General features: G+C 66.7%; 13 protein-coding genes. 10 read left to right on the top strand and 3 right to left on the bottom strand.

Annotated elements, in window-relative coordinates; genetic code table 11:
- The 10 genes from HMPREF2826_RS07220 to HMPREF2826_RS07175 form a co-directional block, all read left to right on the top strand.
- The coding region (locus HMPREF2826_RS07220; protein WP_210388983.1) for an RICIN domain-containing protein at positions 1 to 1,899 on the top strand (1,899 nt) is incomplete at its 5' end.
- 169 nt (positions 1,900 to 2,068) lie between these two features.
- Entirely contained in the window at positions 2,069 to 2,551 is a 483-nt protein-coding gene (locus tag HMPREF2826_RS07215) for a deoxycytidylate deaminase (protein WP_058270551.1), read from the top strand.
- 137 nt (positions 2,552 to 2,688) lie between these two features.
- Positions 2,689 to 3,447, top strand: coding sequence for a CDP-alcohol phosphatidyltransferase family protein (locus tag HMPREF2826_RS07210; protein WP_246824714.1), 759 nt, complete (start codon positions 2,689 to 2,691; stop codon positions 3,445 to 3,447).
- Positions 3,444 to 4,607 (top strand): D-alanyl-D-alanine carboxypeptidase family protein, encoded by a 1,164-nt coding sequence (locus HMPREF2826_RS07205; protein ID WP_070640562.1) that lies wholly within the window; start codon positions 3,444 to 3,446, stop codon positions 4,605 to 4,607. The genes HMPREF2826_RS07210 and HMPREF2826_RS07205 overlap by 4 nt, the downstream gene beginning before the upstream one ends.
- 10 nt (positions 4,608 to 4,617) lie before the next feature.
- Entirely contained in the window at positions 4,618 to 5,454 is an 837-nt protein-coding gene (locus HMPREF2826_RS07200; protein WP_070640560.1) for a hypothetical protein, read from the top strand.
- Positions 5,455 to 5,547: 93 nt separating this feature from the next.
- Positions 5,548 to 5,928 (top strand): RidA family protein, encoded by a 381-nt coding sequence (locus HMPREF2826_RS07195; RefSeq protein WP_070640558.1) that lies wholly within the window; start codon positions 5,548 to 5,550, stop codon positions 5,926 to 5,928.
- 48 nt (positions 5,929 to 5,976) lie between these two features.
- Positions 5,977 to 6,411: an FHA domain-containing protein gene (locus tag HMPREF2826_RS07190; RefSeq protein WP_070640556.1), complete on the top strand. Its 435-nt coding sequence runs from the start codon at positions 5,977 to 5,979 to the stop codon at positions 6,409 to 6,411.
- A gap of 3 nt (positions 6,412 to 6,414) precedes the next feature.
- Positions 6,415 to 7,143 (top strand): transcriptional regulator FtsR, encoded by a 729-nt coding sequence (locus HMPREF2826_RS07185; RefSeq protein ID WP_070640554.1) that lies wholly within the window; start codon positions 6,415 to 6,417, stop codon positions 7,141 to 7,143.
- Positions 7,144 to 7,186: 43 nt separating this feature from the next.
- Positions 7,187 to 7,726, top strand: a complete 540-nt coding sequence (locus HMPREF2826_RS07180; protein WP_070640552.1) for an adenine phosphoribosyltransferase — start codon at positions 7,187 to 7,189, stop codon at positions 7,724 to 7,726.
- A gap of 180 nt (positions 7,727 to 7,906) precedes the next feature.
- A complete protein-coding gene (locus tag HMPREF2826_RS07175) occupies positions 7,907 to 9,517 on the top strand; it encodes a ClC family H(+)/Cl(-) exchange transporter (protein WP_070641243.1) in 1,611 nt (536 codons plus the stop codon).
- Between the two features lie 205 nt (positions 9,518 to 9,722).
- On the opposite strand, the gene trxB is transcribed toward HMPREF2826_RS07175, so the two are convergent.
- The 3 genes from trxB to HMPREF2826_RS07160 form a co-directional block, all read right to left on the bottom strand.
- A complete protein-coding gene (gene trxB, locus HMPREF2826_RS07170; RefSeq protein ID WP_070640550.1) occupies positions 9,723 to 10,670 on the bottom strand; it encodes a thioredoxin-disulfide reductase in 948 nt (315 codons plus the stop codon).
- A 268-nt stretch (positions 10,671 to 10,938) separates the two neighbouring features.
- Complete coding sequence (locus HMPREF2826_RS07165; RefSeq protein ID WP_070640548.1) at positions 10,939 to 12,228, bottom strand: uracil-xanthine permease family protein; 1,290 nt, start codon at positions 12,226 to 12,228, stop codon at positions 10,939 to 10,941.
- 113 nt (positions 12,229 to 12,341) lie between these two features.
- A complete protein-coding gene (locus tag HMPREF2826_RS07160; protein WP_070640546.1) occupies positions 12,342 to 13,655 on the bottom strand; it encodes an NCS2 family permease in 1,314 nt (437 codons plus the stop codon).
- Between the last annotated feature and the right edge of the window lie 45 nt (positions 13,656 to 13,700).

The following is a 13,700-nucleotide window of genomic DNA, read 5'->3' as shown; positions in this document are numbered from 1 at the left end:
AGCGACGCGGACGGCGCCAACGTCCAGCTGTGGCAGGACAACGGCACGCCGGCGCAGGTCTGGTCGTTCATTCTCTCCGACCTGGGCAAGGCGGTCGCCCGCAACGAAGGGGGCGCCATCTTGGGGTCGGGGACCTACGTGCTGACGGGCGAGGGGTCCGGCAAGGTCGTCGACGTGGCGGCGGGCAGCTACGAGGCCGGCGCCAGGGTCCAGACCTACGAGCGAAACGGCACCGGGGCGCAGAGCTGGATCGCCACGGTTGACGAGCAGGGCTACGTGACGCTCTGTAACGCCCAGTCGGGGAAGGTCCTGGACGTGCGTCACGGCGTCGGGCGCGAGGGGACCCCCGTCCAGCAGTACGATTCCAACGGCACGGGCTCCCAGAGGTGGGTGGCCCTTCCCTGCGGAGCGGGTCTCGTCTCGCTGCGTTGCGCCCTTGACCTGACGCTTGCCCTGGACGTCCGGGCGGGCTCCCTGACAAACGGCGCGACGCTCCAGCTCTACGCCGCCAACGGCACGCAGGCGCAGGCCTGGCGCCTTGAGGCGGCGCCCGCCGCCGCAATCGCCCCAGGGTGGCACCGCCTGGCCCCCCTCGCGGATCTCACGCGGTCGCTCGACGTTCCCGGCGGGTCGACGAGCGCCGCAGGCCTCCAACTTTATGCCGCCAACGGCACGCAGGCGCAGTCCTGGTGGGTGAGGCACCTGGGGGGTTCGAGCTACGCGCTTCAGGCGAGCTGCTCGGGCCTCTATCTTACCGACGACGACGACCGGCGTCAGGCGCCCGACGCGGGTGCGCGGAGTCGCTGGGGCGTCTCGTACGCCCCGTCAGGCGGCTACGTGCTGACCAACGAGGCGACGGGTGCGCGCCTCGACCTCGGTCAGGGTGTGCGCTGGGCCGCCCTGTGGGCGACGAGCGGCGTGCGCGCCGGCTTCTACGAGGTCTGCCTGGCCGCAAATCCCTCGCTTCGTCTTGATGACGAATACGCCTCCAAGACCCCTGGGACCAGGGTACAGCTTTGGTCGGGCAACGGCACCCTTGCCCAGCGATGGTGGCTTCGCGAGGCTGGTGGGGGCGCACTCACGCTCACCAACTGCAACTCCGGGCTGGAGCTCGACGCGCGAGGAGCAAATCTCGGCTCCGGGACGGACGTCCGGCAGTGGCCCCGCGACGGCGGTGCGACGCAACGCTGGCTCATCACCATGGGCGTCTCGGGGCTCGAGCTGCGCTCGGCCGCCGAAGAGGCGGTGCTCCAGGCCTGCGGCGAGACGATGAGTGCCGGCGCGGGCGTGCGGGTCTTTGAGCCCGACGGATCTGTCGCCCAGTCCTGGCGTCTTGCTGCGGCGCCGGCGCCTTCGAAGATCGGCTATCAGAACCCGGCGGGCCACTACCAGGTTTCGAGCTGGAACGTCGTCGTTCCCGGCGGCCACGGCATCTTTTCCTACGCTTCGCCAAGCGTGATCGGGCTTGAGGCCACGCGCGAGGACTGCGTTGACGCGTTCGTGCGGCGCGCGTACGACTACCTTGGCACCCCCTACGTGTGGAACTACTCCTGCGCCCCCGGGGTGGGCGTGGACTGCATCGGACTGGTGTTTCAGTGCGCCTACGCGACGGGCATGGACCTGGGCAGCGCTGTGTACGAGAGCGACTTCAACCCCTGGAGCCATGTGTCGTCAGGCCCCCGGGGCTGGCACAGCCATGACGCCAACAACTTCTGGAACTACGCGCGGGCGCAGAGGGTCCCCTACGAGGACCTCCGACGCGGCGACGTCATCTCCTATGCGGGTCATGCGGCCATCTACGTGGGCGGCGGCAAGATGATCGAGGCGTATTCGCGCGCCACGGGGGTGAGGCTCACGGCGGTGCGCCCGGGCCGTGGCTGCATCAGGCTCTTCAGCTAGAGGTCGCACCAGTCCGGGGGCCTTGGGCCGAGGCCGCGTCGATGGCGCGTCGGCCGCTCGCCGCGGCGTCCCCGCGCTGAGTGGAGCGTCTGTCTTATGGCGAGGGGCACGACCTCTTCCCGACCCTCTATACTGCTCAATGTACGCTCAGGACGACGAGAGGGGCACCATGCCGGGCAAGCGAAGCGACGTCATCTCGTGGGACGAGTTCTTCATGCGGGTCGCCATCGCGGCGAGCCTCAGAAGCAAGGACCCCAAGACCCAGGTGGGTGCCTGCATCGCCGACACCAACCACCGCATCCTCTCCGTGGGGTACAACGGCACGCCCTCGGGCATCACGGATGACGCGTTTCCCTGGGAGGACTCCGACGACCCCCTCTTTGACAAGCATAACTACGTCATCCATGCCGAGGCCAACGCCCTGCTCAACTATCGCGGCTCGCTCAAGGACGTGCAGGGGGCGACGGTCTACGTGACGCTCTTCCCCTGTCAGGAGTGCGCCAAGATGCTCATCCAGGCGGGCGTCGGCGAGGTCGTCTACCTGGACGACAAGTACCATGACACGCTGGGCGCACAGGTCTCTCGCACCGCCCTCGAGACCTGCGGGGTCACGTATCGCAGGATCGAGCTGAGCGACGACGCGCTCGGCTAGGAACATGAGCGCCTGCCCATGGCACGGCCCGCGGCGCTCCTGCGCGCGGCGCGGGGTGACGAAGGCGTGGTTGCCGCCTTGGGCCCATGTACGCGCACCCACCCATCGGGTAGGATAGTGCACCGTAATGACGTCACGTGGAAAGGCCCGAGGTGTCCGAGAAGACGACGCGCATGCTTGATGACGTCCGTGGTCGCGTTGACCCCGACGTCCTCGCCGCGCAGCAGAGGGGGAGCGTTGCCGCCCCGGTGGGCACGCCGGACAATCCCTCCGACCGCGTCCTCACGCTCGCCAATCTCATCACAGCCTGCCGCCTTGCACTGACGGTCGCGTTTTTGGCGCTGTTCGTGAGCGGGGTCAACCGGTCGCTCGCCCTTGTCTGCTATGCCGTCGCCGCGCTCACCGACTTCGTTGACGGGCAGGTCGCTCGTCGCACGCAGACCGTGAGCTGGCTGGGCAAGATCATGGACCCCGTCATGGACCGCGTGCTGCTCTTTACGGGCGTGCTGGGCCTCATGGCCACAGGCGAGCTGCCCGCGTGGGTCGCCGCCTTCGTGATCCTGCGCGACGGCTACCTCTTCGTGGGCACGCTCATCCTGCAGCGCTACCGCCGCCGCCCGGTTGACGTCATCTACATTGGCAAGGTCACCACCGCGCTGCTCATGTCCGGCTTCGTCCTCATGCTCTTCGGCGTCCCGCACATGGGTGGCCTGGGCGTTACGGGGGCGTCCTGGCTTCCCGTCCTCAATGCCCATGGGGGCTCCGTGGGCGTGCTGCTCGTGTACGCGGGCGTGGTGCTCTCCGCCATCACGGCGGGCGTCTACACCACAACCGGCATCCGGATCATGAGGCGCGCCCGCGCCACGCGCAGGAGCGCGGAAGGGGAAGCGTCATGACGAGAGAGGCATGCAGACGCCCGTCACGGCTGCTCCTTGCGCTCGCTGTCATGTTCGTGGCGGCACTGCTGACGCCCGTGGGGGCATGGGCCGACGAGCCCGCGCTGAGCGAGGCCCAGGCCTATGTCCTCGTTGACCAGGACGGCAACGTCCTTGCCTCCCAAAACGCCGACCAGCAGATGGAGCCCGCCTCAATAACCAAGATCATGACGGCGATGGTCGCACTCGACTCGGGCAAGGACCTTGATGACGCCTGCACCCTCACGCGGGTGACCTATGACTCCAATGCACAGCTTGCGGGCATCGCGACGGGCGACGTCATCAGCTTCAGGAACCTCCTGCAGGTCATGCTCGTCTATTCCGCCAACGACGCGGCCGACAACGTCGCCCTGGCCGTCTCGGGGTCCACGGAGGATTTCGTGGCGCGAATGAACGAGAAGGCCCGCGAGATCGGCATGACGAACACGCATTTCTCCAACACGCACGGGCTGTCCGAGGACGCTCACCGCTCGACCGCCGAGGACCTCGTCAAGATGGGCGCGTATGCGCTCGAGCACTATCCCTTCATCGCGCGGACGGTGCGCATGCGCTCGGTCACGGCGACCTTCGCGGGGAGGCAAACGACCTACGCCTCCACCGACGAGCTCATGGACGGCTACGCGGGGCTGATCGGCATCAAGACGGGCTCCGTCGAGTCGGGCTACACCTTCCTCGGCTGCTCGGAGCGCAGCGGCGTCAGGCTCTATAGCTGCGTGTTGGGCTGCGCCACCAACGCCGGGCGCTTCGGGGACACGGCGCGCCTCATGGACTGGGGGTACGAGAGCCGCTACCAGCGCAGGACGCTGGCGCGCGCCAAGCTCCCCGTGCGCATCGTCAACGCCTCCACGAGCTTCTTCGGCCGCCTGCTGGTCGTTGCCGGCATGGATGCGAGCGGCCTCGTCCTGCCCGAGCGAGACATCGCGTGGAGCTCGACGATGCTGCTGCCGGGGTCGTTGGTTGACCCCGGATCGGGGTACGGGAGCAGCGTCTGGACACAGGACGGGCGCACGGTCTGCGCCGAGACCTATCTGGCCGACACGCGGACGCGTGACCTTCCCCAGGTCAACGTGTTCGCGCTGCCGCTCTTCGTCAATATGGACGAGCTTCTTGACGTGGCATGAGGGGAGGGCCATGGACCTGACGACGCTCAAAGATGAGCAGCTGGCGCTCGGCGCCCGCTTTGCGGGGGAGGGGGGCACACTGGCATCCCCCTCGTCCTATGAGGGAGAGCCCCGTCCTGAGGACCTTGAGGACGACGTCGCTCTGGTGGACCTGAGCGGGATGCTCCTGCTTCTTGCCTCGGGCGCTCAGGCGGCGTCCTTTGGCGGACTCGCGCTCGCCGGGCCCAAGCTCGCCGTGGGAGACTGCTCACTCCAGGCGTCGCTGCTGGGCGACGGGGCGCTTGCGTCAATCCCTTTTGCCGCGCGTACGGGTGACGCGGAGCTGCTCGTGATGGACCCCTGGCCGCGTCATGAGCTGTTGCACTCTTGGATGGGCTTTCTGAGGGACGTCGATCAGGACGGCGTGAGGCCCTTTGGGGGCCTCGACCTTGACGACATGAGCGATCGTCTCGTGCCCCTGGCCCTCGTCGGCTCGGCGGCGCGCCTCGTCCTTCAGGACTACGTCCGAGGCACGGAGCGCCTGCCGGAGCCGGGCGAGGTGGTGAACCTCGACCTGGACGGTCACATCACGACCATCGTGGCGTCCCCCGCAGGCGCCGGGGACGCGTGTTTGCTGCTGCTCGTGCCGCCCGCCTGTGCACGCGTCGTGTGGAGGAGCCTGCTCTCCTTTGCCGTCGTGACGCCCCTGGGGCATGAGGGCTTCCTCTCATGGTCCCGGCGACGGTGGAGGGCGCTAGGGAGCTGCGCGTCGCAGGACAGGGTCCGGGTGTCGCGCGCGCAGCTGGAGCGCGACGGGCTCGTGCGTCCGGGGAGCGACTTCGTGGGCGCACGGGGGCTGGACGACTGACGGCCCCACGACGGCCTCGGCGCCAGGGGCCCTTCGCGCGCCGTGGGCCGTGCGACTGCCGCAGGCGAGGATGACGACCGGAAGGAAGGTCATATGAAATACTCGATCAACGCACCGCACGTTCCCGACGCCCCGGGCCCCTTCTCGATGGGCACCACCGCAGGGCGCCTCATCTTCACGGCCGGCCAGGTCGCCCTTGACCCGCGCCATCCCGACCGAATCGTCGAGGGTGGGGTGGCGTCGCAGCTGGAGCGCATTCTTGACATCGTCGAGGAGCTCCTCGGGGAGTGCGACTGCTCGGTCGTGGACGTCGCGAAGGCGACGCTGTACCTCACCTGCTTTGACGATTTGCCCGAGGCCGAGGCCGTCATCTCGCGGCGCTTTCCCGTGCCCGCGCCGGCGCTTTCGGTGGTCGAGGTCTCGCGCCTCCCCCTGGGCGCACTTGTCGAGATGGACTGCATCGCCTGCAGGTAGTAGGGTTAGAATAGCTGTGCTAGCACCTTGATGATGGGAGCGTGCACTATGGATCAGATCAAGAAGAACGGCGCGGACATGGACGCCACCGAGATCTTCAGGATGCCGTCCACGGACTCCACGTCGCCCGACCTCATCGGGAGTGCCACGCCCGCGCGGCCGACGCTCTCGATCGTGAAGGGTCCCCAGACGGGATCCGTCTTCGAGCTGGGCACGGTGGAGATCTCCATCGGTCGCGACCCCTCCAACGCCGTCTTTCTTAACGATATGACCGTCTCGCGTCGCCATGCGCGCATCGACCTGTCGGGCATCTCGTCCGGCTACGCCACGATCGAGGACCTTGGGTCGCTCAACGGCACCTGGGTTGACGGGGCCATCGTGAACAAGGCGGTCCTCAAGGACGGGTCCACGGTGCAGATCGGCACGTTTCGCATGGTCTTCCACACCAACCGGAAGCCCACGAGGATCGAGACCGGTGCCTAGCCCATGCCAGATGCCGGGTATCTCACGATAGGGAAGGTCGTCAAAAGGCTGCAGGCGCAGTACCCGGACCTCTCCATCTCAAAGGTGCGCTACCTTGAGGACGAGGGGCTGCTCACGCCCTCGCGCACCCCGTCGGGCTACCGCCTGTACTCACAGTCGGACATCCATCGCCTGGAGACGATTCTCTACCTGCAGAAGAATCGATTCATGCCCCTGCAGGTCATCAGGGACCAGCTGGAGGGCAAGAGCGGCGACGCGCTGTCAGGGGCCCTCGCCGCCAGCCTCACGGAGGCGCAGCAGGAGGGCGCCGCGACCCAGGACCGCCTCTATCCCATCGACCGCGTTCCCGAGCTCTTTGGCACGTCCGTGAGCCTGGTGCGTCAGTGCTCCGACGCCGGGCTCATCGTCCTCAAGAAGTCGCCGCACGGTCGCGACCTGGTTGACGGGCACGACATCCCCCTCATACGGACCTGCAACGAGCTCCAGCACTTTGGCATCGCCCCCAAGAACCTTCGCCAGTACGTCACGGCGGCCAACCGCGAGAGCGCCCTCTTTGAGCAGGCCCTCATGGTGTACGCACGCAAGGCGGGCGGCGTCGAGATGGAGCATACGAACGAGACGCGCGAGCAGTTTGCCAACGCCCTCCAGCAGATTCTGATACTTACGAGCCAGGTGCACGACACCCTGCTCAAGCGGCAGATCAGACGGGCCTTCTCACAGATGGGGGAGTAGGGCGCCGTCTGGCTTTACCGCGCGACTGACGAAAGGACCTTTCATGCCCCAGGATGACGGCACGCTCGAGAGCCACATCATCGACATACCGGACTATCCCGAGCCGGGCGTCGTCTTCAAGGACATCACGCCCCTTCTCGCCTCGCCTGCGGGATTGCGCGAGGCCGTCGATAGGATGGCGGACCACTTTACGGACGCGGGAATCACGAAGGTCATCGGCGCGGAGGCGCGCGGCTTCTTGGTGGGCGCCCCGGTTGCCTACAAGCTGGGGGCCGGCTTCGTACCGGCACGCAAGCCCGGCAAGCTCCCTCGCGCCGTGTATAGCGAGTCGTATCTGCTGGAGTACGGCACGGACGAGCTTCAGATACACCAGGACGCCATCCAGGCGGGCGACAGGATCCTCATTGTGGATGACCTCGTCGCAACGGGCGGCACGGCGGTGGCGACGGCCAAGCTTGCGACCAAGGCCGGCGGAGAGGTCGTGGGCTTTGCCTTCCTCCTCGAGCTTGCCTTCCTCGACCCGCGCGCGACCATCGGGCGGGAGTTTTCCCAGGAGGTCTTCACACTCGTAACGGTCAGCTAGGCGCCGTCCTGCCGGCTTGCGACGGCCGCCTGAGCCCCCTGCGCCGCAGCTCTGACGGGTCACGTCGGCTTTTCGTCGCCGACTGTCGCGAGGGCCGCGTGCCACCCCACGCGTCATGGCGCGTCACTCCCACCAAGGGATATGATGGAAGCCTCGCACGCGAGGGAGGGAGAGGGCGCGATGCCCAGCAATCGAGCGGACAAACAGGTGAGCAGGCGCTTCTCGCGGCGCTTTCAGGTGGACATGATCTGGGAGGGGGCCCTTGTGGGCCTGGCGGGAGGTGGCGTCGTCACGCTATATCGCCTGGGCCTCACCCGTGCCGAGGTCCTCCTGCGCCAGCTGCTTGCCCTCATGCAGCGACAGCCCCTTGCCATCGTGGGTCTCGTGGCCCTGCTCGTCGTCTCGTGCCTGATCGTGGCGAAGCTGGTGAGCTGGGAGCCGTACACCCAGGGTTCGGGCATTCCCCAGATCGACGCCGAGGTCATGGGCCGCATCGACATGCCCTGGCATCGGGTGGTGCTGGCAAAGTTCGTGGAGGGGACCCTCCTGACGCTCTCGGGCCTCTCGCTGGGCCGTGAGGGTCCCAGCGTGCAGCTGGGCGGCATGGGCGGCAAGGCCGTCTCACGGGCGCTCAGGCGCGGCAGGGGAGAGGAGCGTCTGCTCGTCACCTGCGGGGCGGCGGCGGGCATGTCAGCCGCGTTCCATGCGCCCCTCACGGGCGTGCTCTTTGCGGTGGAGGAGATTCACAAGGAGTTCACCCCGTCGCTCATCGTCTCGGCCATGGCGTCGGCCGTCGCCGCGGACTTTCTCGTCTCGCAGGTGCTCGGCGTCACGCCGGTGCTGCAGCTGCGCTTCGTGCGCGACCTGCCGCATGCCTACTATCTGGCGGTGCTGGGACTGGGGCTGCTCTGCGGCGTCCTGGGATCGCTTCACAATCAGGGCATGTTCCTGCTGAGCGAGCGGGCCTTCGCGCGTCTCGGGCGCCTTCCCTTCGTGGTGCGCCTCGCCGTGCCCTACCTGCTCTCCGGCGTCGTGGCATGTGTCGCTCCGGTGCTCTTGTGCGGCGGCGACGCCATCGTCGAGGTCCTCGGGAGGCCCGACGCGCTGCCCCTGCTGACCATCTTGGGCCTGCTGGTGGGGAAGTACCTCTTCACCAGCGTCTCCTTTGCCTCGGGAGCGCCGGGCGGCACGCTGTTTCCGCTCTGCGTCATGGGAATGCTCATCGGCGCCCTCTACGGGAGCCTTCTCGCGCACGTCACGGGCATCCAGGGCCTCTTTGTCGTCAACTTCATGGCCTTGGGCATAGCCGGCCTGTTCTCCTCGGTCGTGCGCGCCCCCGTCACGGGCGTGGTGCTCGCCTTTGAGCTCACAGGGAGCTTCAGCGCGCTGCTGGCGGTGTCCATCGTGTCCATCGTGGCATACGTGATCGCCAACGTGTTGGGCAGCGACCCGTTCTACGAGCACCTGCTGGCAAACCTGCTGGGCGTGAGAAAGGTCACCTCGTCCGTGCGCGGTAACGTGACGGGCGAGAAGGCCCTTCATTCCTACACGGTGGGCGCGGGCAGCCGCCTTGAGGGCAGACGCCTGTGCGACGTTGACTGGCCGGCGTCCTCTCGCATCGTGACGATTGACCGCATGGGCACGGACATCGTGCCCACGGGCTCCACGATGCTCGAGTCGCTCGACAGCATCCTGGTCATTATGGACGCCGACGGCGAGGACCAGATCCAACCCAAGATATGGGACCTGTGTCGGAGCTCTCTGGCTACGGCGCGCACGCCGCGACGCTAGCGTCGCACAAGGGCACGACGCGTCTTTTGTCACATGTGCGACCCCACTCGGTCCACCCGGAATTCGTCCGCGACTGCGAGGGTAGAGGCGAAACGGCCCTCGCAGACGCGATCGGAGGCAGGACCCCAGGCTACTAAGGCAAGCATTTCTTTTACTTTACATAAGATATATTATCATATTTTTAGGAGCTGGCGGAAGGGGGGCGCTAGCCCTCGACGGGCTGTCCCAGGTACGACGCGACGCTCGTCGCGGCGATGGCGCCGTCCGCAGCGGCCGTCACGATCTGTCGCAGACTCTTCTGCCTCACGTCACCAGCAGCAAAGAGGCCCGGAACCGACGTCTCCATGCGCTCGTTGGTGACCACGTAGCCCTGGCGGTCAAGCTCGACGAGGTCCTTGACGAGTTCGGACGCAGGTACGCGGCCCACGAAGACGAAGACGCCGAACGACCCCTTGTCGAAGGTCTCGGTGGTCAGCTCGCCCGTCTCGTTGTTGCGGAAGGTCACGCTCTGCAGCAGCCCGTCTCCCCCGACCGCCGTGATACTAGTTAGGTACCTAACTTCTAGCTTCTCGCTCTCTGCGACCTGCTTCGCCACAAAGGCCTGGGCGCGCATGTGGTCCTTGCGGACGACCATGGTCACCTTGTCGGCAAACTTGGTGAGAAAAAGGGCCTCCTCGGCCGCGGAGTTGCCGCCGCCGATCACGAAGACCTGCTTGCCGCGGTAGAACATGCCGTCACACGTGGCGCAGTATGACACGCCATGACCGCCGAACTCCTCCTCGCCGTCAAAGCCCGCATGGCGCGGCGTGGCGCCGCCGGCCAGGATGACCGCCCTGGTGACGTAGCTCGCTGCGGAGGTCGTCACGGTGAAGAGCCCGGACGACTCGTCGCGGCTGATGAAGCGTACGTCCTCCATGACGATGGCCGCTCCCAGGTCCTTGGCCTGCCTTTGCATGGCGTCGGTGAGCGAGAAGCCGTCGGTGTGCGGCACGCCAGGATAGTTGTCCACCTCGTTCGTGAGGATGACCTGCCCGCCGACGGCTTCCTGCTCAAGCGTGACGGCGTCAAGCAGCGCTCGGGCGGCGTAGATGGCGGCGGAGAGCCCCGCCGGGCCCCCTCCCACGATGACGAGGTCCCTGATGTTATCTGTCATGAGGCAACCCTTCGTTGTTGCGATGGCACTACAGGGACTGTTGTACCCAACTACGGGGCTCAACCATGGGCGGGTCGGTCGCGGCATGACGCTCGTCCTGCCTGACGGCGCGCCCGGCGCATGGCAACAATCGGTCGATGGGGCGCGGCATGGCGAGTTGGCGCGTGCGACCTGCGTCAACGTAGCCAAAACACGACATTGATACCAAAACGTAGCGACAAACGGCCTGATGTTGGTATGTTCGTCGTGTTTTGGCCACGAAAGGACGTCACGATGACGATGACTCCACGTTCGGCTCCGCCTTCGAGGCTGCCGGCGAGGAGGGCAGGATGAGGTTGAGCGCGATGCCCGCGAGCGCCGAGGTGGCCATGCCGGGCAGCGTGTAGGAGCCCAGCGGGATTGCCACGCCCGACGTCTCCATGCCGACGCCCAAAATGATGACGACGGAGGCGATCATGAGGTTGCGGTTCTCGTCAAAGTTCACGCGATTCGCCACGAGCATGCGAAGCCCGTTGGAGGCGATGAGGCCAAAGAGGAGAAGGCTCACGCCCCCCATGACCGGCGTGGGGATGGTGCTGATGAAGGCGGCGAGCTTGGGGCAGAAGCCGCCCACGAACAGGGCAAAACCAGCGGCGTACCAGAACACCTGGGTCGCATACACGCGCGTGACGCTCATGACACCGATGTTCTCGGCATAGGTGGTGGTGGGAGGGCCTCCGAGAAAGCCGGAGATCATGGTCGAGATGCCGTCTCCGGCCAGGGAGCGCGGCAGCATGGGACGATAGTCGCGCCCCACGATCTCGCCGACGGCAAGCAGGTGACCGATGTGCTCGATGACGACGACCAGCGCGACCGGCGCGACGAGCGCGACGGCGCCCGGATCAAACTGGGGCATCTGCACGGGAGGCAGGCCCAGCCAGGCAGCATCGGCGACGGCCTGCACGTTCACGAGCCCCAGGGGGATGGAGACAAGGTAGCCGACGATGATGGCCAAAAGGATGGGAAGCGTGCCCAAGAGGCCTCCCCTGCTGGAGAATGCGACCGCGGCAATAAGCGAGACGGCGGCGACGAGGGCGCCCTCGGCGACGAACGAGTCCGTCGCCGCGTTGAGGGCCATTCGCACGGCCGTGGCGGAGAGGCCCACGCCAATGACCACCATGACGGATGCAACGAGCACGGGCGGCAGAAGCCTGTCGAGCCATCCCGTGCCGACGAGCTTGATGATGCCGGCAACGACCAGAAAGACGACGCCCGCCGCGACGACGCCCGAGAGCGCCGTGGACAGGCTTCCCGTGGCGGCGGTCGCCGCGATGATGGGACTGATAAACGCAAAGGAGCTGCCAAGATAGCTGGGAATCTTGTTGCGTGTGACGAGCAGGTAGCAGATTGTGCCGATGCCCGAGCACATGATGGCGACGTTGGGATTCAGGCCCGTGAGGACCGGTACGAGCACCGTCGCGCCGAACATGCTCATCATGTGCTGGATGCCGAGCGGTATGGCCCTCGAGCTGCTCATGCGCTCGTCGACGCCGATGACCGATCGAGTGGTGCGTGCCATGCATCCCCCTTCATTCTGGGTGTGGTCCCGCGAGGCGAAGGCTCCGCGGCAAGCTACGCCTCAAAGGTCAAAAAAAGGGCCCGACCTCAGTCGGGCCCCGGACGGCCTCGCCGCTAGGAGACGAGGAAGTAGATTACGAAGGCGGCCGCCGCAACCCACATGAGGGGCTTGATCTTCCTGACCTGGCCCGTGGCGAGGGCGACGACGACATAGCCGATGAAGCCCAGGCCGATGCCGGACGAGATGGAGTAGGTCATGGGGATGCCGGCGACGATGAGGAAGGCGGGAAGGCCCTCGAGAAGGTCGCCCCATGCGATCTCGGCTGCCTCGGACAGCATGAGGTAGCCAACATACACCAAGGCGCCGCAGGTGGCGGCCCCGGGAACCACGGCGATCAGTGGCGCGAAGAATGCGGCGAGGATGAAGAGCAGACCGCAGGACACGGACGTGAGGCCCGTGCGCCCGCCGTCGGCGGCGCCGGAGGCGGACTCGACGAAGGAGGTGATGGAGGAGGCGCCCACGAGGCCGCCCATCCAGGCGGCGCAGGAGTCCACGACGAGAATCTCTCGCATGTTCTCCACGTTGTCGTCCTCGGTGAGGAACTCGCCCTGCTTCGCGACGGCCATGGCGGTGCCCATCGTGTCGAAGAAGTCCGACATCATGAGCGAGAAGGCCAGGATGAGCAGGGTGGGCGTCGTGACGACCTTGGCGAGGCCGATGACGCCGGCCTGGTCGGCCTGGAAGGGCGCCCCAAAGGACGAGAAGTCGGGCAGCGAGACGACGCCCGCCGGCATGGCCGTGAGCCCCAGGGGGATGCCCAGGACGACGGCGACGAGGATGCCCAGGAGCAGGGCGCCCTTGACGCCCAGCGCCACGAAGGTGACCGTGGCGACGATGGAGATGACACCCAGGATGAACGAGGGGCTCGTGACGTCGCCCAGCGAGACCAGCGTCGCACCGTCACCGTTGATGATGCCGGCATTGGCGAGGCCGATCATGGCGATGAACAGGCCGAGCCCCACCGAGATGCCATGGCGCAGCGACACGGGGATAGCGTCCATGATGGCCTCGCGCAGGCCGCACAGGACCAACAGCAGGATGACGACGCCCTCGACGAAGATGACGCCCATGGCGGCGTGCCAGTCGCCGTCGCAGTACGACGTGGTGGCAACGACGATCATGGAGTTGATGCCGAGCCCGGAGGCCAGGGCAATCGGTCGGTTGGCGAAGATCCCCATGAGAATCGTCATGACGCCGGCGCCAAAGCAGGTGCTGGTGATGGTGGCGGAGATGGGGACGCCCGCGCTCGAGAGAATGAGGGGGTTCAGGGCGATGATGTAGGACATCGCCAGAAACGTCGTCAGACCGGCGCGAAACTCCTGCGAGAGGGACGATCCCCTCTCGGACATCTTGAAGAGCTGTTCCATGCGTTCCTTCCTTCCAGCATGTTTGGATGGGTCCTTGCCGCCACG

The sequence above is a fragment of the Olsenella sp. HMSC062G07 genome (assembly GCF_001811895.1).
In the GTDB taxonomy this organism is placed as follows: domain Bacteria; phylum Actinomycetota; class Coriobacteriia; order Coriobacteriales; family Atopobiaceae; genus Olsenella_F; species Olsenella_F massiliensis.
The sequence above is the reverse complement of the archived record's forward strand: the minus strand, read 5'-3'. Positions and strand labels throughout refer to the sequence as shown.

What these genes read in the sequence shown, in the direction of transcription:
- HMPREF2826_RS07215 (WP_058270551.1), top strand. Translation starts at nt 2,069, where the DNA reads ATGCCGGGCAAGCGAAGCGACGTCATCTCGTGGGACGAGTTCTTCATG.
- HMPREF2826_RS07205 (WP_070640562.1), top strand. Translation starts at nt 3,444, where the DNA reads ATGACGAGAGAGGCATGCAGACGCCCGTCACGGCTGCTCCTTGCGCTC.
- HMPREF2826_RS07200 (WP_070640560.1), top strand. Translation starts at nt 4,618, where the DNA reads ATGGACCTGACGACGCTCAAAGATGAGCAGCTGGCGCTCGGCGCCCGC.
- HMPREF2826_RS07195 (WP_070640558.1), top strand. Translation starts at nt 5,548, where the DNA reads ATGAAATACTCGATCAACGCACCGCACGTTCCCGACGCCCCGGGCCCC.
- HMPREF2826_RS07190 (WP_070640556.1), top strand. Translation starts at nt 5,977, where the DNA reads ATGGATCAGATCAAGAAGAACGGCGCGGACATGGACGCCACCGAGATC.
- HMPREF2826_RS07185 (WP_070640554.1), top strand. Translation starts at nt 6,415, where the DNA reads ATGCCAGATGCCGGGTATCTCACGATAGGGAAGGTCGTCAAAAGGCTG.
- HMPREF2826_RS07180 (WP_070640552.1), top strand. Translation starts at nt 7,187, where the DNA reads ATGCCCCAGGATGACGGCACGCTCGAGAGCCACATCATCGACATACCG.
- HMPREF2826_RS07175 (WP_070641243.1), top strand. Translation starts at nt 7,907, where the DNA reads ATGCCCAGCAATCGAGCGGACAAACAGGTGAGCAGGCGCTTCTCGCGG.
- trxB (WP_070640550.1), bottom strand. Translation starts at nt 10,670, where the DNA reads ATGACAGATAACATCAGGGACCTCGTCATCGTGGGAGGGGGCCCGGCG.
- HMPREF2826_RS07165 (WP_070640548.1), bottom strand. Translation starts at nt 12,228, where the DNA reads ATGGCACGCACCACTCGATCGGTCATCGGCGTCGACGAGCGCATGAGC.
- HMPREF2826_RS07160 (WP_070640546.1), bottom strand. Translation starts at nt 13,655, where the DNA reads ATGGAACAGCTCTTCAAGATGTCCGAGAGGGGATCGTCCCTCTCGCAG.